The sequence below is a fragment of the Streptomyces sp. G-G2 genome (assembly GCF_030063135.1).
In the GTDB taxonomy this organism is placed as follows: Bacteria; Actinomycetota; Actinomycetes; order Streptomycetales; family Streptomycetaceae; genus Streptomyces.
Map to the genome: position 1 here is coordinate 137,696 of NZ_JASISO010000006.1, position 17,641 is coordinate 155,336.

15 protein-coding genes and 1 pseudogene are annotated in these 17,641 nt (G+C 72.6%); 8 read left to right on the forward strand and 8 right to left on the reverse strand.

Annotated elements, in window-relative coordinates:
• Positions 1-195 precede the first annotated feature (195 nt).
• The 4 genes and pseudogenes from QMF80_RS07145 to QMF80_RS07160 form a co-directional block, all read right to left on the reverse strand.
• Entirely contained in the window at positions 196-993 is a 798-nt protein-coding gene (locus tag QMF80_RS07145; protein ID WP_283450799.1) for a VOC family protein, read from the reverse strand.
• Between the two features lie 134 nt (positions 994-1,127).
• Positions 1,128-1,334, reverse strand: coding sequence for a hypothetical protein (locus QMF80_RS07150; RefSeq protein WP_283450589.1), 207 nt, complete (start codon positions 1,332-1,334; stop codon positions 1,128-1,130).
• 75 nt (positions 1,335-1,409) lie between these two features.
• Positions 1,410-1,880: a hypothetical protein gene (locus QMF80_RS07155; protein WP_283450591.1), complete on the reverse strand. Its 471-nt coding sequence runs from the start codon at positions 1,878-1,880 to the stop codon at positions 1,410-1,412.
• A gap of 353 nt (positions 1,881-2,233) precedes the next feature.
• Positions 2,234-3,214: pseudogene (locus tag QMF80_RS07160) on the reverse strand (RHS repeat-associated core domain-containing protein); the annotation flags it as partial.
• A 259-nt stretch (positions 3,215-3,473) separates the two neighbouring features.
• Between QMF80_RS07160 and QMF80_RS07165 the strand changes: the two are divergent.
• Entirely contained in the window at positions 3,474-3,719 is a 246-nt protein-coding gene (locus tag QMF80_RS07165; RefSeq protein ID WP_283450593.1) for a DUF397 domain-containing protein, read from the forward strand.
• Between the two features lie 51 nt (positions 3,720-3,770).
• On the opposite strand, the gene QMF80_RS07170 is transcribed toward QMF80_RS07165, so the two are convergent.
• Positions 3,771-3,944: an antitoxin gene (locus QMF80_RS07170; protein WP_283450595.1), complete on the reverse strand. Its 174-nt coding sequence runs from the start codon at positions 3,942-3,944 to the stop codon at positions 3,771-3,773.
• Between the two features lie 156 nt (positions 3,945-4,100).
• Positions 4,101-4,811 carry a hypothetical protein gene (locus QMF80_RS07175; protein WP_283450597.1) on the reverse strand — a complete coding sequence of 237 codons (711 nt, stop codon included), beginning with the start codon at positions 4,809-4,811 and terminating at the stop codon, positions 4,101-4,103.
• 249 nt (positions 4,812-5,060) lie between these two features.
• Between QMF80_RS07175 and QMF80_RS07180 the strand changes: the two genes are divergently transcribed.
• The 3 genes from QMF80_RS07180 to QMF80_RS07190 all read left to right on the forward strand — a co-directional run bounded on the left by QMF80_RS07180 (position 5,061) and on the right by QMF80_RS07190 (position 9,310).
• Positions 5,061-7,088 carry an N-6 DNA methylase gene (locus tag QMF80_RS07180; RefSeq protein ID WP_283450599.1) on the forward strand — a complete coding sequence of 676 codons (2,028 nt, stop codon included), beginning with the start codon at positions 5,061-5,063 and terminating at the stop codon, positions 7,086-7,088.
• Between the two features lie 99 nt (positions 7,089-7,187).
• The gene (locus tag QMF80_RS07185) at positions 7,188-7,811 is read left to right on the forward strand and encodes a hypothetical protein (protein ID WP_283450600.1); all 624 of its coding nucleotides are present in this window, start codon (positions 7,188-7,190) and stop codon (positions 7,809-7,811) included.
• Complete coding sequence (locus tag QMF80_RS07190) at positions 7,808-9,310, forward strand: serine/threonine-protein kinase (protein ID WP_283450601.1); 1,503 nt, start codon at positions 7,808-7,810, stop codon at positions 9,308-9,310. Before QMF80_RS07185 ends, QMF80_RS07190 begins: the two co-directional genes overlap by 4 nt.
• 3 nt (positions 9,311-9,313) lie before the next feature.
• On the opposite strand, the gene QMF80_RS07195 is transcribed toward QMF80_RS07190, so the two are convergent.
• Entirely contained in the window at positions 9,314-11,710 is a 2,397-nt protein-coding gene (locus QMF80_RS07195; RefSeq protein WP_283450603.1) for a YfhO family protein, read from the reverse strand.
• Between the two features lie 179 nt (positions 11,711-11,889).
• On the opposite strand from QMF80_RS07195, the gene QMF80_RS07200 reads away from it, so the two are divergent.
• Together QMF80_RS07200 and QMF80_RS07205 are read left to right on the forward strand one after the other, a co-directional pair.
• On the forward strand, positions 11,890-12,516 hold the full coding sequence (locus tag QMF80_RS07200) for a SurA N-terminal domain-containing protein (RefSeq protein ID WP_283450604.1): 627 nt from the start codon (positions 11,890-11,892) through the stop codon (positions 12,514-12,516).
• 26 nt (positions 12,517-12,542) lie between these two features.
• Entirely contained in the window at positions 12,543-13,556 is a 1,014-nt protein-coding gene (locus QMF80_RS07205; protein ID WP_283450606.1) for a nucleoside triphosphate pyrophosphohydrolase, read from the forward strand.
• A 58-nt stretch (positions 13,557-13,614) separates the two neighbouring features.
• On the opposite strand, the gene QMF80_RS07210 is transcribed toward QMF80_RS07205, so the two are convergent.
• Positions 13,615-14,823, reverse strand: coding sequence for a globin domain-containing protein (locus QMF80_RS07210; protein WP_283450607.1), 1,209 nt, complete (start codon positions 14,821-14,823; stop codon positions 13,615-13,617).
• Positions 14,824-14,951: 128 nt separating this feature from the next.
• On the opposite strand from QMF80_RS07210, the gene QMF80_RS07215 reads away from it, so the two are divergent.
• Entirely contained in the window at positions 14,952-16,286 is a 1,335-nt protein-coding gene (locus QMF80_RS07215) for a cytochrome P450 family protein (protein ID WP_502962795.1), read from the forward strand.
• 147 nt (positions 16,287-16,433) lie between these two features.
• The gene (locus QMF80_RS07220; protein ID WP_283450610.1) at positions 16,434-17,465 is read left to right on the forward strand and encodes a transglycosylase family protein; all 1,032 of its coding nucleotides are present in this window, start codon (positions 16,434-16,436) and stop codon (positions 17,463-17,465) included.
• The last annotated feature ends 176 nt before the right edge of the window (positions 17,466-17,641 follow it).

The window sequence follows — 17,641 nt, forward strand, 5'->3', positions numbered from 1 at the left end:
GGACGGGAGTGTGCGGCGGGCGCTGTTACGGATTCTGCTCGGCCGACCGGGGCGCTGACGGGCTCAAGCCGCGCGCCTCCCTGAGCATGCCCAGCAACCATTCCGGGGTGTGCTCGGCGTCGCGGGCGCCCGAGCCCAGGCCGGGAAGGCCCACCGCCGCGGCGGACCTTCCCGGCCGGGGAACCAGCCGCGCTATCAGGCGGGCTGCTCCGGGGCCTTCGCCTTGATCACGGCGAAGCTGCCGCCCTGCGGGTCGGAGAGGACGGCCATCCGGCCCGCAGGCATGTCGAAGGCCGGAGCCATGACATTGCCACCGGCCCGCGTCGTCGCCGCCTGGATCTCGTCGACGTCGTCGACGCTGAAGTACGCCAGCCAGTGCGGCGGGACCCCCTCCGGCAGCGCGGACAGGCTCATCATGCCGCCGACCGAGCGGCCGCCCACCTTGAACTCGATGTACCCCTCGGCGCCCGGCATTTCCGTCGGGGCCGTGGTGATCGGCAGGACGGCCGAGTAGAACGCGGAGGCGGCGGCCGTGTCGCCGGTGTTCAGCTCGTTCCAGATGAGCGCGCCGTGCTCGTTGACGATGCCCGCGCCGTCGAAGGTGCCGGGCTGCCACAGGCCGACGACGGCGCCCGTCGGGTCGGTGATGACGGCCATCCGCCCGATGTCCATGACGTCCATCGGGCCCATCATGACGGTGCCGCCCGCGTCGGTGACCGACTTGAGGGTGGCGTCGATGGCGTCGGTGGACAGGTACGTCGTCCACACGGTCGGCGGCATCGGGTCCGGCACCGTCCCGTCGGGGTTCATCGCCTTCATGATCCCGGCGACCGGCTTGCCCTTGAGGGTGCAGACGGAGTACCCGCCCGTCTCGGCCGGGCCGATCTCGCCCTGCCAGCCGAACAGGTCGCGGTAGAAGTCGAGGGCCGCCTGCTGGTCGGGCACCATCAGGTCGATCCAACAGGGGGTGCCGGGCTTGTAGGGGCCGTTCATGTCGGGCACGGGTGGCTCCGGGGTGGGTGCTGGGGATGGACGGGCCGTCCCCTACCCGGCCCGAACACCCCGAACCGGGCCGAACGGGTGAACGATGAGGGCCGAGCGCGGCCGGTCTTGCCTCCGGCGGGCCCTCAAACGCCGGGCAGGCTGAAGTTGGCCGTGGGTTCGGTACAAGGAACGATTGCTTCCCAGTCCTTCGCGGAGTCTCCCGTGAGGAGGAATTCACTCAGGTACATGTCCGTCTCGTCGTGCACATCCTCTTCGTTCAGCCACAGGGATTCACACTCCGGACACATGAAGAAGATCTGGCCGGAATCCTTGCGCTTGTAACAGCGCACCCAATCCTGACTGCAATGGGCACACCGGCCCCTCATAGCGGACATCGCCCTCCCCGAGTCTCCCATGAGAATAAATTACGTCGGAGAATATTCGATCAACGCAGGCATAGTGCGGTGATCAGTTCCCTCCATCGTCACCACGACATTCTTGTGAGTCGAATCTCCGAGCCGTCGGACAAACGCTTCCAGGTGGGCGAAAGACTCAGGGTCCTCGACGTCGGCGGGGTCAAACGTGAACTCGATCTCATCGATATCGAAGAAATAGCAGGTGAACCAGATATCGCCTACCTGCACAGCCAAGCTAGCCGATTCCTCCGGCTCGCTCTCCAGTCGGTCAAACAAACTGCGGGCATCAGGAATCGTCCCATCGGTCGATTCGAAAAGGGTCCAAGAGAACTGGGCGGGCCAATCCGCAAGTGTCAGCCCCTCAAGGAGGTTCTGCCAGTCATTGATTGAGGCGTCCAAGACGCACACGTCGCGAAGCGCCCCGTCAGCCTCGAAGTCCTCGCTGCGATACCGCATGTCAACGCCGTCCAATCCGCCCATCACCGGAACCCTTCAAATGTGAGCTGGCCATTCCGCCAGCTCCATCGGGCGCCCCATCCACCTGGCACCCGGAAATCGCGAGTGATCCCACCATACTGCGCGATGGCCGAGGTGTTCACCGTTTCCACGACGTTGGGATCCGTCAGGATGTCGCGGATCATCTCGTTCGCGATCTCAGTCCTCTCGGTATTTGTCACCTTACCGAAATCGTAATTGTCCACATGGGCCTGTCCTCGCTTCTTGATGTTCCCCGGACTCGGATCGCCGTGCTTTTGCAGCGCTCTGCCGGCGGGCGACAACTGGCCCTTCTTTATATCGGCGGCTGACTTGTACAGGTCGTCTGTGCCGTAGTTGCAGGGTGAGAGGCCCAGTGGGTCAGTCCACGACTGGGGAGCATGTACATATGCGTGATGGTTATCTGCTGGCGTAAGTCCCAGTGGGTCCGGGCTGATGTACCGGGTGGTTTCGGGATCGTAGTACCGGAAGTAGTTGTAGTGCAGACCGGTTTCCGAGTCGGCGTACTGGCCGGGAAAGCGGAGCGGACAATCCGCGAACGTGACATCCGTCGCAGCCGGAAAACTCGTGCCCCACAGCGTGGTGCGGCGCTGCCAGGTCGGTTCCCCTTCGGGTGTGGCCAGCTCGGTCGGCGTGCCGACCGTGTCCGTGATGACGGCGTGGAAGCGGGTGGCGTAGTCCGCCGAGGTGTCCTGGGCCAGTTGGGCCAGCAGTGATGCGCCTTGCTCCCGGACCAGTGGTCTGTGGTCGGTCTGGGTGAGGGGGCGGTGGGTGCCCGGGGCGTAGTCCCAGGTGGTGACCTGGCCGTCGGACGTGTTCTGTTCGGCCAGGCGGGTGTCGTCCCAGGTGAAGTCCGTGCGGTCGGCGGTCGAGCCGTCTTCTGCCAAGCGCCGCTTTGATATTCGGCGGCCCAGTGGGTCGTACGTGTACTGCCAGTGTTCGCCGGCAGGTGTCACGGCCTCCGTCAGGCGGTCTTCCGCGTTCCAGGTGTACGTCCACGTCAGCTGCTGACCGTTGAGGAGCTTGCGGGTCTTGCGGATCAGGCGGCCCTGGGCGTCGTGTTCGTACGAGGTACGGCGGGCGCCGCGGATGAGGGTGCCGTTGAATGCGCGGTCGCCGGAGGTTTCGTGCGCGGGGGCGGTGGCATGGATGAGGTTGCCTGCCGCGTCGTAGGCGTACGTCTCGGTCCAGCCGTGGGCCCGGACCCCGGCGACCCCGCCCAGTCGGTCGAGGTCGAACCGACGGGTGCCTGAGGTCAGTTCGCGGATCTCGGCCAGGTAGCCGTCCTCGCGGTAGGCGTAGGTGCGGTGCTGGAGGAGGCGGTCGGCCTCGTCCACACGGCCCGAACCCGAAAGGGTCTGCTCGCAGGGGTGAACACGCGGCGATGGGTGGTTCGTTCAGCCTCCTGCACCCCAAAGGTCGCCAGCAGATCGCCTACACCGAGAACTAGGGCCGACCCAACCTCGTCACCGATCTGGAACAGGTGCGGATCTACGCCGAGCGCTATGGCATCATCCGGGCACAGGCGCTCACGCCGGACGAGTCCCTGACCTTGATCGAGAAGAGGCTGGGAGAGGCATGAACAGCACGGACCTGGCCTGGTTCAAGAGCAGCTACAGCAGTGGCGAGGGCGGCCAGTGCCTCGAAGTCGCCTTCGACTGGCGGAAGTCGAGCTACAGCGACGGCGAAGGCGGCCAGTGTGTCGAGGTCGCCGACTGTGAGACGGCCGTGCACATCCGGGACTCCAAGATCCCGGCCGGGCCCCGGCTGGCCGTCGCGCCCCGCGCATGGGCCGCGTTTCTCGGCGGAGTCGCCGGGGCGTAGGACGGCCGCGGTGGGGGACCTGGTGGTCCTCCCGTCGCGGCTGGACGCTGCCTACTTGTTCGGGTCGTCGTCAATGCCCAGGCGCTGTTCCGCCTGCTGCTGGGCCTTGTCGATCTGATCCGCGTGCTTGTTGCCGGACCTCTCGTTGGCCTCTTGTTCGAGGTTGTCGGAGATGTCCTTGCCCTTGGTCTTGGCCTGGTCCTTGAACCTGTCGAAAATTCCCATGCGGGGCTCCTTCCGTCATCCCGTTTGCGACGGTACGCGCGTTTGATCCGGATCGCTCGCCGGGGCGGGCGGGAGCGTGCGGTGACCCGGCGCGCCCGGGAGCCGCCCTCCCCTGCGAGGCGGCTTCCGGACGCGGCGGGCGTGCGGGGGTCGGGTTCAGCCGTCGGAGTCGATGACGTCGCCGGTCGGGGACTCGGCCCGGACCGGCTGGTCGAAGCCGGAGAAGGAGACCTCCGAGGGCTCCTTGCCCGTCTCGACGGCCTTGAGGAGGTACGGCTTGCCGGTGGTGGCGACGTACAGGTCCTCGGTCCCGTCGGTGGTCTTCGTGGAGAGCTTGGCCGCCTGCTGGCCGCCCAGCGGCACCACCCCTTCCTTTCGTGCCCCCGCGCTCTTCTCGAACTGCTTGAGCAGTTCGCCCAGGTCGCACAGCTGCGCCAGGTCCTTGGAATCCTGGGCGTTCGCCTTGGACTTCACCCAGTGGCCGGGCAGCTGCGCGAGCGCCGCGTCGGCCTGCTCCTTGGGGAGGTCCTTCATCTGGGTCCGGTAGAAGGCGGCGTCGGCCTTGAGGAAGACGTACTGGGAGTTGCGGATCAGCTCGAACGAGCCCTCGCCGTCGACCGTCATCGTGCCCCGGCAGTCCCCGCTCCTGCTGATCGCCATGTCCATCTTGATCGGCTTGCCCTGGTCCCGGACCGTGCCGGTGATGGTCAGCGAGGAGGCGCCGCGCAGGGTCTCGATGGACGTGTTGGCCACCTGGGAGCCGGACCGGCCGGGGAAGGGGCCGCCCTCGTCGCTCCCGCCGAAGGGGAAGCACCCGGTGAGCGTGAACAGGGCGGTGGCGGAGACGGCGATCGCGGAAGCGGTCATGCGGGCAGGTCGCACGGGGGCTCTCTTTACAGGGGAGGGGCACGGGTGAGGGGTGGGGCGGTGGTGCGCGGGAGCGGTGGCGGGTGGTGGTGCGGCGGGCCGCGGGCAAGCGCTTTTCCGGCCTGCTTGGTGCGACGTGTGTCATCACAGCAGATGGTGTGAACCGAGTCAACATGAAGCAGAAAGACGACTCCGTTCACACTGTGAAGGGATCTCTCGCCTGTGTACGTGTACGGGTATGCTCTGCGCATGCCGGAGAACCCCACAGAGGTGACCGCAGCCGAGATCGCCCGCCTCGCCGGGGTCGGCCGTGCCGCCGTGAGCAACTGGCGGCGCCGCCACGCCGACTTCCCTAGGCCGGTCGGCGGCACCGAGACCAGCCCCTCCTTCGCCCTCCCCGAGGTCGAGGACTGGCTGCGCGCCCAGGGCAAGCTCGCCGAGGTCCCGCTGCGCGAACGCGTCTGGCAGCAGATCGCCGGGCACCCCGCCGGAGCCGTCGCCGCGCTCGTCGAAGCGGGCTGCGCCCTGCTCGTCGTGCACGACCGGCCCACCGACTGGCTGGAGCTGAGCGCCGTCTCCGACGAGCGGATGGCCGCGCTGCTGCGCCCCGTCCTGGCCCAGGTGCTCACCGCCCGCCTCGGCCCCGGCCACGCGCTCGCCGCGCCCGCGCCCGCGTCCGTGCCGCTGCTGCGCGCCGCCGCCGAACTCGCCGCGGGCCTCGGGGCCCGCAACGCCTTCGAGTTCCTGCTGGGCCGCCACCTCGACGCGAACCCCCGCCAGTACACGCTCACCCCGCCCGGACCCGCCGAGCTGATGGCCGCCCTGGCCGGGCCCGGCGCGCGCACCGTCCTCGACCCGGCCTGCGGCACCGGCACCCTGCTGCGCGCCGTCGCCGCGGCCGCCGCCCTGTACGGCCAGGACTCCGCGCCCGAACTCGCCGCCCTCACCGCCCTCCGGCTCGCCCTGCACGGCAGCGCCGAGGTGCGCGCCGCGGCGGGCGACAGCCTGCGGGCCGACGCCTTCCCGCGGCCCTCCGTCGACGCCGTGCTCTGCCACCCGCCCTTCAACGAACGGGGCTGGGGCCACGAGGACCTCGCCTACGACCCACGCTGGGAGTACGGCTTCCCCGCCCGCACCGAGTCCGAACTCGCCTGGGTCCAGCACGCCCTGGCCCATCTGCGCGAGGGCGGCACCGCCGTCCTGCTGATGCCCCCGGCCGTCGCCGCCCGCCGCTCCGGCCGCCGCATCCGCGCCGACCTGCTGCGCCGCGGCGCGCTGCGGGCCGTCGTCGCCCTCCCGGCGGGCGCCGCGCCGCCGTACGGGATCCCCCTGCACCTGTGGGTGCTGCGCAAGCCCGCCGCGCACGCCCCCGCCCCGCCCGGCCTGCTGCTCGTCGACACCGCCGACCTCGGCGGCGGCGAGGGCCGCGACCGGGCCGCGTGGCCCGCCGTGCACGACGCGGTACTGGCCGCCTGGACGGCGTACGACGGCGCCGCGGGCCCGCAGGACATGCCCGGCACCCCCGGCCTGAGCCGCTGCGTGCCCGTCATCGAACTCCTCGACGACGACGTGGACCTCACCCCCGCACGCCACCTGCCCCCCGCGGCGGCGGGCGGCGGCCCGGCCGCGCTGAGCGCCGTACGCGAACGCCTCGACGAGACCCTCCAGCGCGTCGCCCGGCTCACCCCGCCCCCCGCCGGACCCGCCGCCGAGGCCGGCCGGCCGCCCAGCACCACCATCGGCGAACTCGCCCGCGCGGGCGCCCTGGTGCTGCGCTCCGGCACCGGCAGCGGGACCGGATCCGCCCCCGTCCTCACCGAACACGACGTGTACGCGGGCACCGCCCCCTCCGGCACCCTCGCCGACTCGCCCGACGAGCCCGTGCTGACCGAGTCCGGAGACATCGTCGTCCCCGTCGTCGGCGCCGCCGCCGTCGCCCGGGTGGTCGGCCCGGCCGACGCGGGCGCCGCGCTGGGCCGCAACCTCCAGCTGCTGCGCCCGGACCCGGCGGCCGTCGACCCCTGGTTCCTGGCCGGGTTCCTGCGCGGCACCGCCAACAACCGGCAGGCCTCCAGCTACGCCTCCACCGCCACCCGGCTCGACGTACGCCGTCTCCAGCTGCCCCGGCTGCCGCTCGCCGACCAGCGCCGGTACGGGGAACGCTTCCGCGCGCTCGCCGAGTTCGAGGAGGCGATGCGGCTCGCCGGGCGGCTCGGCGAACAGCTGGTGCAGGGGCTCTACGACGCTCTGGCGGACGGTACGGTCACGGCGGAGTGAGCCGGACGGCAACGGTTGGGTACATCCCCTGAACGGTCGGCCGGGCCGGTGTATACGCTCGCACCCGAGCACATCCGAATTCGCCCGTCAGGAGCAGCGATGCACGGCCCCGGCCTCCCGCCGCCGCGTCAGAGTCACGGCAATCAGCGCAGCCAGGTCTACGCGGTCACCCTGCGCGTGATCTTCACGCTGGTGCCGCTGCTCAGCTTCGGATTCCTGGCCTGGGTCACCATGCTGCGGCTCGCGATCGTCACCCGAGCACGCCGGGACTGGGTGCTGTTCGTGCTCTCCGCGGCCTGCGGCATCCTCGGCTTCGGGTTGGTCGGCGCCGACCCGGTTCCTAACGGCCGCGGCACCCAGACCGACATCGGGATGTTGCTGTCGCTCGCGACCGGCGTGGCCAGCCTGTCCTACTTCCTCTACGCCGACCTGCGTCGCCAGCAGCGGCCCGCGGCCACCGACTGGTACCCGCCGCCGATGCCGCAACAGCCGCGACACCAGCCGTACGGATACGGCTACCCCCCGCAGTCCGCTACACCCGCCCCGGCACCGCCGCGGCAGACCCGGCCCCTCCCGCAGTCCCAGCAGCCCGCGGCGCCCCCGTCGCCCCCGCGCATCGGCCAGGTCCGCGCCGAACTCGACGAGCTGAGCGAGCTGTTGCGGCAGCAGAAGAACGACGGCCAGGGACACGGCCAGGAACACGGCCGGGAGTCCGGCCGGTGACCGAGCGCATCCTCGGCGAGCGCTACCAGCTCGCCACCGTCCTGGGCCAGGGCGGCATGGGCCAGGTCTGGACGGCGTACGACCGGCGCCTCGACCGGCGGGTCGCCGTCAAACTGCTGCGCCCCGACAAGGTGGCGGGCCCCGGCACCGTCGCCGAGGAACTGCGCCGCCGCTTCGTGCGCGAGTGCCGGGTCACCGCGCAGGTCGACCACCCCGGCCTGGTCACGGTCCACGACGCGGGCAACGACGGCGACGAGCTGTACCTCGTCATGCAGTACGTCGAGGGCGCCGACCTCGCCGACCACCTGGCCGAGCACGACCCCTACCCCTGGCCGTGGGCGGTCTCGGTGGTCGCGCAGCTGTGCTCGGTGCTGTCCGCCGTGCACGCGGTGCCGATCGTGCACCGCGACCTCAAGCCGCGCAATGTGATGGTGCGCCCCGACGGCACCCTCACCGTCCTCGACCTCGGCGTCGCCTCCGTCATGGACACCGACACCACCCGTCTCACCCACACCGGTTCGCCGATCGGGAGCCCCGCCTACATGGCCCCCGAGCAGGCCATGGGCGGCGCGGTCGGCCCGTACACCGACCTGTACGCCCTGGGCGTGCTGCTCTACGAACTCCTCAGCGGCAACGTCCCCTTCGCCGGATCCACCGCCCTCGGCGTGCTCCACCGGCACCTGTACGAGCCCCCGCTCCCGGTCCGCCAGCTGCGCCCCGAGGTCCCCCACCAGCTCGAAGCGGTCCTGATGCACCTGCTCGCCAAGGACCCGCAGGACCGGCCCGGTTCCGCGCAGGAGGTGTACGAGGCGCTGGTGCCGCTGCTGCCCTCGCACGGCGTCCCCACCGGCCCCCTGGACCCCACCCGCCCCTTCCTGCGCCCGCAGGCGCCCTGGCCGGACCGGGTCACCACCCCGCCCGCGCCGCAGACCCCGCCCGCCCCGGCGCGCCCCGACATCCCGGCGGCCGTCGACGAGGCCCGCAAGCTCCTGGACGAGGGCCGCCTGACCCAGGCCGGGGACATCCTCGGGGACATCCTCCCGGCCGCCGTCGCCGAGCACGGGGAGCGCTCGCCGATCGTCCGCTCGCTGCGCAAGCAGTACGCCGCCACGCTGATGGACGACGGCCAGTACCGCCGCGCCCTGCCCGAACTGCGCCGTCTGGCCGACGAGTTCCCCGCGGGGGATCCGCAGTCCCCGCGCCTGCGCTATGACGCCGCCCAGTGCCTGGAGCAGCTCGGGGAACCGGCCGCCGCGCTCGCCGAGTACCGCTCGCTGCTGCCCCTGTTCGAGAACCACTACGCGAACCCGGACCCGGGCCTGCCGCTGGAGGTACGCCGCCGCATGGCGCACCTGCAGCTGTCCCTCGGTGACCGCGCGGCGGCCCACGACACCCTGGCCCGGCTCCTGTTCGACGCGGAGAACCTGCACGGACCGGCCCACCCCTTCCCCGCCGAGGTCCGCCGCACCCTGCACTGGCTCACCCAGGTCCGGGGCTGAGCCCTACCGGGCCCCCTCGTGCCCCCCGCGGCGCCGCGCGAACGCCGCACGCCCCAGGACCGCCAGCAGGAGCAGGGCCGCGGGGGCGGCGACCGCCAGGCCCGCGGTGAGGCCCGGCGGGCGGAACACGCACACGAGCGGGCGCCCGCCCCCGGGCACCGGGGCCGCGAGCAGGCCCAGGTACGCCCCCGCGGGGCGGCCGTCGCAGGTCCAGCCCGCGACGGCCGGGACCGACAGGACGGCCGTGCCGGCGCTGCCCGGCGCCAGGGCGGCCCGGACCGAGTGGGAGCCCACCGTCACCGAGACCGCCCCCTCGGCCCGCAGCCGCCCGGTGGCGGCGGCCAGCAGCGGCCGGTCCAGGCAGGCCAGGGTCCAGGCGGCCGGCGCGCCCTGATCGAAGGCCAGGGCGGAGGCGGCGCCCCGGGACACCCCCAGCGGCTGCACGGCGGCCCGGTTGCGCGGGGCGTTCCCGTTCAGCCGGAAGGGGGCGCCGTCGGCGAGGCGGGCCGTGCCGTGGTAGGCGGGCGCCCACAGGAACGCCCCGGTGCCCGCCCGGCACACCCCGGGCGCCACCGGGTCCTCGTAGACCCGGGCCCCCAGCAGGAGTTCCTGGTTCCGGAACGGCGAGGGCCCGTAGGCCGCGGGCGGTCGCGCCGGGCGGACGGTCACCAGCGGAGCCGCCTCGGCGCGCGCGACCGTGCCGTCCGGCCGCAACCGCGCGCCCACCGCGAACACCGCGTCCGTCACCGGGCTGTCCAGGCTCTGCACGCTGCGCCCCCGCGAGGTCCAGCCCGCGCCGAGCGTGGCCATCGTGCGGGTCAGCACGTCCGGGGTGTGACTGCTGTAGTACGAGCCGCCCTCCCCGCCCAGCAGCAGCGGATCGTTGCCGGTCAGCGCGGGCCGCCCCGGGTCCGTGCGGTACGCGGGCCAGCCGTCGGCCGCGGCGAGGGCCCCGGCCCGCGCGGTGTGCGCCGCGCCCCAGGAGGGGTAGTCGTCCAGCCCCCCGAGCGTGCCCTTGTGCCCCCACGCGGTGGTGGCCGCCGCCTGCACGACCAGGGTCAGGATGAGCAGGGCCCCCGCGGCCGGCGCGTACCGCCGGTGCCGGGCGAGCGCCCACCACCCCGCCCCGGCCGCCAGGATCCCGGCCGCGCCGAGCCCGTAGGCCACCGGGCCCGCCAGCGCGCTCCCGGCGGACGCCGCCAGCAGCGCGACGAGGACCGCCGCGCCCCCCGCCAGGGCCCGCGGCGCCGCAGGGCCCGCCGCCAGCGCCGTCCAGGCGGCCAGCACCAGGAGCCCGGCCAGCACGAAGGTCTGCCGGTACGGGCTGCCGTTGGGGGTGGCGAAGACGTGCCAGGCCAGATGCGTGGGGGTCCACTGGAAGGACAGCAGCACTGCCACCACCAGCCCGCCCGCCCACCACCGCTCCCGCCCCGGCACCCCCCGGTGCAGCGGCAGCGCCGCCGCCAGCAGCAGGGTCCCGGTGCCCACGAACAGGGCGGGGGAGGCGAAGCCGTACGTCGCGGGCAGCAGCCTGGCGAACAGGTCCGGCCACGGCACGGGAGCGAACTGCCGGGTCCACCCCGGGTGGGCCCGCCGCGAGCTGAGGAAGACGGGCAGCAGCACCGGCAGCGCCAGCGCCAGACCCAGCGCGGCGCTCCCGGCCGCCCGCAGCAGCACGCGCGCGCGGGCCCGTACGCCCTCGCGGGTCAGCACCACCCGCGACACCAGCACCAGCGCCGCGCCGATCGTCGCCATGTATCCGGTGTAGAAGTTCGCCGTCCAGCACAGCGCCACGACCAGCGGGGCGGCGACCGGCCTGCGCCCGCGCAGCGCCCATTCACCCGTCAGACACAGGAGCGGGAACGCGATCAGCCCGTCCAGCCACATGGTGTTGTAGGAGGCCTCGATGACGGACCAGCCGCACAGCGCGTACGAGGCCCCCAGCAGCCCGGCCCCCCACCACGGCCCGGGCCGCCGCGTCCGCAGCAGCCAGGCCATGGCCGCCGCCGCGGCCGTCATCTTGAGCACCGTGACCACGTACACGGCGAGGTCGATGTCCGCGCGCGGGAACAGCGCGACCAGCGGGGCGAAGGGACTGCTCAGATAGGTCCCGAAGTCGGGCAGGAAGCCCGTCCCGTACCCGGAGCGCCAGTTGAACAGCAGGTCACCCGGGTCCCGCCCGTGCAGCAGGTCCCACAGGTGGGCGTGGAAGGGGACGAACTGGTTGCCCAGGTCGTTGACGCTGCGGTGACGGTGCCCGTACGGGAAGACCCGCGCGGCGGCGTCTCCGGCGCACACGGCCACCGCGGTGACCAGCGCCGCCAGCGCCGAACCGGCCAGGCTGCGGGAGCGGTACGCGGCGCGCCGCGACGGGCGGCCGGGGGAGTGCGGTGTCGGCATGGTGGGCCGACCCTCGCAGCGACGGGAGACCACCGGATGGCCGAGGAGTGAACGCGCACCCCAACACCCTTGGAATCGTTGGTCGAAGCGGTAGCTGGGACGACCCGGACTGCATACTATCGATCACCGCAAGGCCCTTGTGCACCAAAGCACAATCCAGCCCGGCCCGGGAGGCTCCTTTGCACCGTCGCACAGCGCTCTCCGTTTCAGCCGCCCTCCTCGTGGCGGCCCCCCTCCTCTCCGCCTGCTCCTCCTCCCCGGTCCGCCCCGGCACGGCGGCCGTGGTCGGCGGCGAACGGATCACCACCGCAGCGCTCCAGGCGCAGGTCAAGGACGTCCGCACGGCCCAGAGCCGCGCGGAGCAGTCGGACCGGCTGATCGAGGGCAGTGCGGGCCTGGAACGGGTCAAGCTCGGAAAGATGATCCAGCTCCGCATCCTGGAGAAGGCCGCCGACGACGCCGGACTGTCGGTCAGCACCCGGGACATCGAGGACGCCCGCAAGGCGCAGACCGAGCAGGCCAAGGGCGCGGACCAGCTGGAACAGCTGGCCCTGCAGGCCCGCGTCCCGCTCGCGCCCGACCAGATCGACGGCGAGCTGCGCTTCCAGCTGCTCCTCGGCCTGCTCAGCCAGCGCTTCGGCGACGACAAGATCCTCGAACCCCTGGGCAAGGCCGCCGAGGAGCTGAAGATCGAGGTGAACCCGCGCTACGGCTCGTGGGACACCAAGAACATCGCGCTCGGCGGCTACCGGACCCCCTGGGTGAACCAGAAGACCGCCCCCGAGCAGGCCCCCGCGGGAGCCTGAGCCGCCGCCGGAGGTAGGTTCGAAGCGTGACCGACCACGCTTTCGCACCCGCCTCCGCAGCCGCCCCCGAGCCCACGGGCCGCATCGTCCTGCTGACCGCCAGCCACCGGGTCGCCCCCGGCCTGCTGTCCTGGCCCGCGTGGCAGACCCTGCACGCCGCCGACCGGGTGCTGTGCGCCGACCCCGGCCATCCGCAGCTGCCGTACCTGCGCGAGGCGGGCGTCGAGGTCGAGGGGGCCGTGCCGGACGCGCCCGAGCTGGTCGAGGCCTGCGCGGGCGGCCGCACCGTGGTGATCCTGCCCGGCGGCGAGGGCGACCAGCGGCTCACCGACGGGCTGGCCCGGCTGGCCGGCTCCGGCCGGGTCTCCATGCCCGACCTGGAACTGCTGCCCGGCTCCTACGACCTGCCCGGCGCCCGGCTGCTCGACCTGGTCCAGGTCATGGACCGGGTCCGCCGCGAGTGCCCCTGGACCTCCCGCCAGACCCACGAGGGCCTCGCGGCGTACGGCATCGAGGAAGCGTACGAACTCGTCGAGGCGATCGAGGACGGCGACCGCGACGATCTGCGGGAGGAGCTGGGCGACGTACTCCTCCAGGTCGTCTTCCACGCGCGGATCGCCGAAGAGGGCGGAGCGGGAGAAGAGGACGAGCCCTTCTCCATCGACGACGTGGCCGGAAGCATCGTCGAGAAGCTGATCCACCGCCACCCGCACGTCTTCGGCGACGAACGCGCGGACACGCCCGAGGACGTCCACGCGATCTGGCAGCGCACCAAGGCCGAGGAGAAGCGGCGCGCATCGGTGACCGACGGGGTCCCGCTGGCCCAGCCCGGCCTGGCGCTCGCGGCGAAGCTCGCGGGCCGGGTCCGTACGGGCGCGCTGGACGTGCCGCTGCCGGGCGGCGAGGGCATCGGGTACGAGCTGCTGGCCCTGGCGGTGCGCGCCGAGGCGGCGGGGACCGATCCCGAGACCGCGCTGCGCGCGGCGGCCCGCGTCTACCGGGACGCGATCCGCGCCGCCGAGGGCGTCCGCCCCGTCTGACACCCCTCTTCGGCGCCTCCCTCCGGCGCCTCCCTCCGGCCGTCCCGCTGGCCCTGCCTCAGGGGCGGGGGGCCCGGCCGCCGGGGTTGTGCCAGTGCGGTGCGGGACGGTTCAGGAACCACTCGCCGAAACCCAGCGGGCGGGGTGTGCCCGGTCCGGGGGGCGCGGGCACCGCGTCGTGGTGGACCCGGTCCGGGACGGCGCCCAGCTCCGCCAGCAGCGCCGCGGTCCGCTCGACGAACGGCGGCGGCCCGCTCAGGTACACGTCCTGGTCGGGCCAGAGCCCGCGGGTGCCGAGCGCGGTCGCGAGCCGGTCGGTGGCCTCCTCGCGGCGGCGCCCGGGCGCGGGCGTGATGTAGGTGACGGCGAGCCAGCGGTGCGCGGCCGCGCAGGCGTCGATCAGCGGCCGGTCGTACAGGTGCGCCGCGTCGCGCGCGACGACGAAGAGCCGTACGCCCTGATCCGGGGGGTGCGCCAGCAGCTGCTCCAGCATGGCGCGCACCGGGGCCCAGCCGGTGCCGGCCGCGATGAAGGTGGCGGGCCGGTCCGCGCGGCGCAGCGCGACCCGGCCGCCCGCCGCGCCGAGCCGCAGGCTCTCGCCGGGCCCGGTGTCCCGGACCAGGACGCCGCTGAGCCTGCCGCCCTCGATCCGGCTGACGTGGAGGTCGAGGGTGTGGTCGGCGCGGGGCGCGTTGCCGAGGGAGTACGTGCGCCAGGTGGCGGGCACCCGGGCGCTGCTCACGCTGACGTACTGGCCCGGCAGATAGGGGAGCGGGATGTGCGGGCGCAGGGTCAGGACGCCGATGTCCTGTCCGTAGCGCAGGTGGCGCACTACTTCCGCGTCCCACCAGGGCGGGTCCTCGCTCGCGGCGGCGCCCGAGGTCATCACGTCGGCGATGAACCGGTAGGCCTCGGCCCAGGCCCGCTCGACGGGCGGCGTCCAGGCGGGTCCGGAGGCCGCGGCGAGGGCGGCGAGCAGGCTGGTGCCGACGGCGGCGTAGTGCTCGGGTCCCGCGAGGAACTTGCGGTGGTCGCGGCCGAGGTCGCGGAGATAGGGGAGGAGGGCCTCGTCGTCGAGGCGGGCGATGACGTGGGTGAGGGCGGCGAAGAGCCGGTCCCGCTGGCGTTCCATGTCCTCGGTGGCGGGCGGGAACAGTTCGCGGATGCCGGGGTTGTGCCAGAAGAGGTGGGTGTAGAAGAACTTGGCCGCGTGCTCGGCCCGTCTCTCCACCACCGCGAAGCTGCTCTTCAAGATCGTCACATCCACAAGACCGACAGTAGGAACGGCGGGGAACCCGGGGTCAAGGGAAGGGCGATCTGCGGACAGCCGCGGAATAGCAGTCATATGGGATGAGCGGCCGGTTGCCGGGGTACGGTCACGTGGTGCACCAGCAGATCCCCGCCGAGACCCCCGCGGCAGCCCCCGCCGAAGAGCCCGCAGCGGCCTCCGCCGGGGCCGCTCCTCCCCTCTTCACCTGGGAGTTCGCGACCGACCCCTACCCGGCGTACGCCTGGCTGCGCGAGCACGCGCCCGTGCACCGCACCGAGCTTCCCAGCGGGGTCCAGGCCTGGCTGGTCACCCGGTACGCCGATGCCCGTCAGGCCCTCGCGGACCAGCGGCTGAGCAAGAACCCGGCGAACCACGCGGGGTCCGCGCACGCCAAGGGCAGGACGGGGATCCCGGGGGAGCGCAAGGCCGAGCTGATGACGCACCTGCTCAACATCGACCCGCCGGACCACACCCGGCTGCGCCGACTGGTCTCGAAGGCCTTCACCCCGGCCCGGGTCGCCGAGTTCGCCCCGCGGGTGCAGGAGCTGACCGACCAGCTCATCGACGCGTTCATCGAAAAGGCGAGGACCGCGGAGAAGGGGGAGGCGGAGAAGGGGGAGGCGGACCTCATCCACGACTTCGCGTTCCCGCTCCCCATCTACGCCATCTGCGAGCTGCTCGGCGTACCGCGCGAGGACCAGGACGACTTCCGGGACTGGGCCGGGATGATGATCCGGCACGGCGGCGGCCCGCGCGGCGGGGTCGCGCGCTCCGTGAAGAAGATGCGGAACTATCTGGTCGAGCTGATCCACCGTAAAAGGGACGAACCCGGCGACGACCTGATCTCGGGTCTGATCCGGGCCAGCGACCACGGCGAGCACCTGACGGAGAACGAGGCCGCCGCCATGGCCTTCATCCTGTTGTTCGCCGGGTTCGAGACCACGGTGAACCTCATCGGCAACGGGGTCCACTCCCTCTTCATGAATCCGGACCAGCGCGCCCGCCTCCAGGACTCCCTCGCGGCGGGCGAGAGCGGCCTGCTCGCCACCGGGGTCGAGGAACTGCTCCGCTACGACGGCCCGGTCGAGCTGGCCACCTGGCGCTTCGCCACCGAGGACCTGACCCTGGGCGGCCAGGACATCACGGCGGGCGATCCGGTGCTCGTGGTCCTCGCGGCGGCCGACCGCGACCCCGAGCGGTTCGCCGAGCCCGACACCCTGGACCTCTCGCGCGGTGACAACCAGCACCTCGGATACGGGCACGGCATCCACTACTGTCTGGGCGCTCCGCTTGCCCGGCTGGAGGGTCAGACGGCGCTCGCGACTTTGCTGACGCGTCTGCCCGATCTGGAACTCGCCATTCCCCCCGAGGAGCTGCGCTGGCGCGGCGGACTGATCATGCGTGGCCTGCGCACGCTTCCCGTCCGCTTCACACCCCCAAACGTTTCGGACGCGGGCTGAGGCTCTCCGACGGGTCTGCCGGGGGCCCCAGCTGATACACCGTCACATTTGTGACCTCGACGTGATCTGCGCATCATCGACTTGTGACAAGCGTTCGAACCCGGCTAGGTTCGCGTCGCCCCGCCGCCACGCGAAAGGTCCACGCTCATGCGCTCCGGGAACGGCCGCCACAGACGCCCCCGTCAGGTCCCCGCACTTGTCGTCACCGCCGGAGTCGCGGGCTCCGCACTCGCCCTGCCGCTGTTCGCCGCCACTGGCGCGAGCGCGGCGGAGACCACCACCTGGGACAAGGTGGCCGAGTGCGAGAGCGGCGGCACCTGGAGCGCCGACTTCGGCAGCGGGTCCTACGGCGGGCTCCAGTTCACCCTGGCGCAGTGGCGGAGTGCGGGCGGTCTGGAGTTCGCCGCACGGCCCGACCTGGCCAGCCGCTCGCAGCAGATCACCATCGCCGAGCGCGTGCTCGCCTCGCAGGGTCCGCAGGCCTGGCCGCTGTGCGGGGAGTCCTCCGGGCTCACCCGGCAGGGCCCCGCCGCCTCGGTGGATCCGGGGACGCCCGGAGGATCCGGTTCCATCGCGCCGACCCCGGTGCGGCCCGAGGAGTCCCCGGCCCCGGCCGCCGGTGCGCAGGCCCCCGCGCCCGTGACCCCGTCGCCCTCGACCGGCCGCATCCCCGGGGCCACCACCCCGCCCGGGTCGTACCCGTCGACGCCCGGCAGCCCGCTCACCTCCGGACTGCCCGTCATGCCCGAGCCGATTCCGGCCCCGCCGCAGACCACCGCCCCGGGCGCCGACGCCGGCAGCACCCCGGGCGGCCCGACGGGGACCACGGGATCGCCCACGCCGTCCGTACCGGGCAGCCCCGTGCCCACGTCCGACCCGACGTCACCCGCGCCCGCTCCGACCGCCGGAGGCCCGTCGGCCCTGACCCTCCCCGGTGGCGAAACGGGCGCAAGCGCCGGAAAGCACCGTGGAACGCCCGCCGAAGAGGCTCCCGTCACACCTGACGCCGCGTCCGATCCGACGTACACGGTGAAGGCGGGCGACAACCTGACGGCCATCGCGCACGCTCGGGGAGTCAAGGGTGGCTGGAATGCCCTTTACGAGGCGAATGAGCAGGTCATCGGGCATGACGCCGACCTCATCACGCCGGGTCAGAATCTCGATCTAAGCCAGAAATAGGGGCACTTCGGGCAGGCGTGCGCCTCGTATGTCCCATTCGTGCAAGTGAGACATGCATCTCTTCGGTTCAACTGGCGTGTCCTGTTCGGCGACTGCCGTAAACCCCGCCCTCACCTGCGCAAACACCCGTCTCGGGAGGGCAAGCAGGGGCCGTTTCTCCCCGATGTCCCTCGTTG

Excerpts from the sequence above, each read along its gene's own strand:
- QMF80_RS07145 (WP_283450799.1), bottom strand. The coding sequence starts at position 993 with ATGAACGGCCCCTACAAGCCCGGCACCCCCTGTTGGATCGACCTGATG.
- QMF80_RS07155 (WP_283450591.1), bottom strand. The coding sequence starts at position 1,880 with ATGGGCGGATTGGACGGCGTTGACATGCGGTATCGCAGCGAGGACTTC.
- QMF80_RS07165 (WP_283450593.1), top strand. The coding sequence starts at position 3,474 with ATGAACAGCACGGACCTGGCCTGGTTCAAGAGCAGCTACAGCAGTGGC.
- QMF80_RS07170 (WP_283450595.1), bottom strand. The coding sequence starts at position 3,944 with ATGGGAATTTTCGACAGGTTCAAGGACCAGGCCAAGACCAAGGGCAAG.
- QMF80_RS07175 (WP_283450597.1), bottom strand. The coding sequence starts at position 4,811 with ATGACCGCTTCCGCGATCGCCGTCTCCGCCACCGCCCTGTTCACGCTC.
- QMF80_RS07180 (WP_283450599.1), top strand. The coding sequence starts at position 5,061 with ATGCCGGAGAACCCCACAGAGGTGACCGCAGCCGAGATCGCCCGCCTC.
- QMF80_RS07185 (WP_283450600.1), top strand. The coding sequence starts at position 7,188 with ATGCACGGCCCCGGCCTCCCGCCGCCGCGTCAGAGTCACGGCAATCAG.
- QMF80_RS07195 (WP_283450603.1), bottom strand. The coding sequence starts at position 11,710 with ATGCCGACACCGCACTCCCCCGGCCGCCCGTCGCGGCGCGCCGCGTAC.
- QMF80_RS07220 (WP_283450610.1), top strand. The coding sequence starts at position 16,434 with ATGCGCTCCGGGAACGGCCGCCACAGACGCCCCCGTCAGGTCCCCGCA.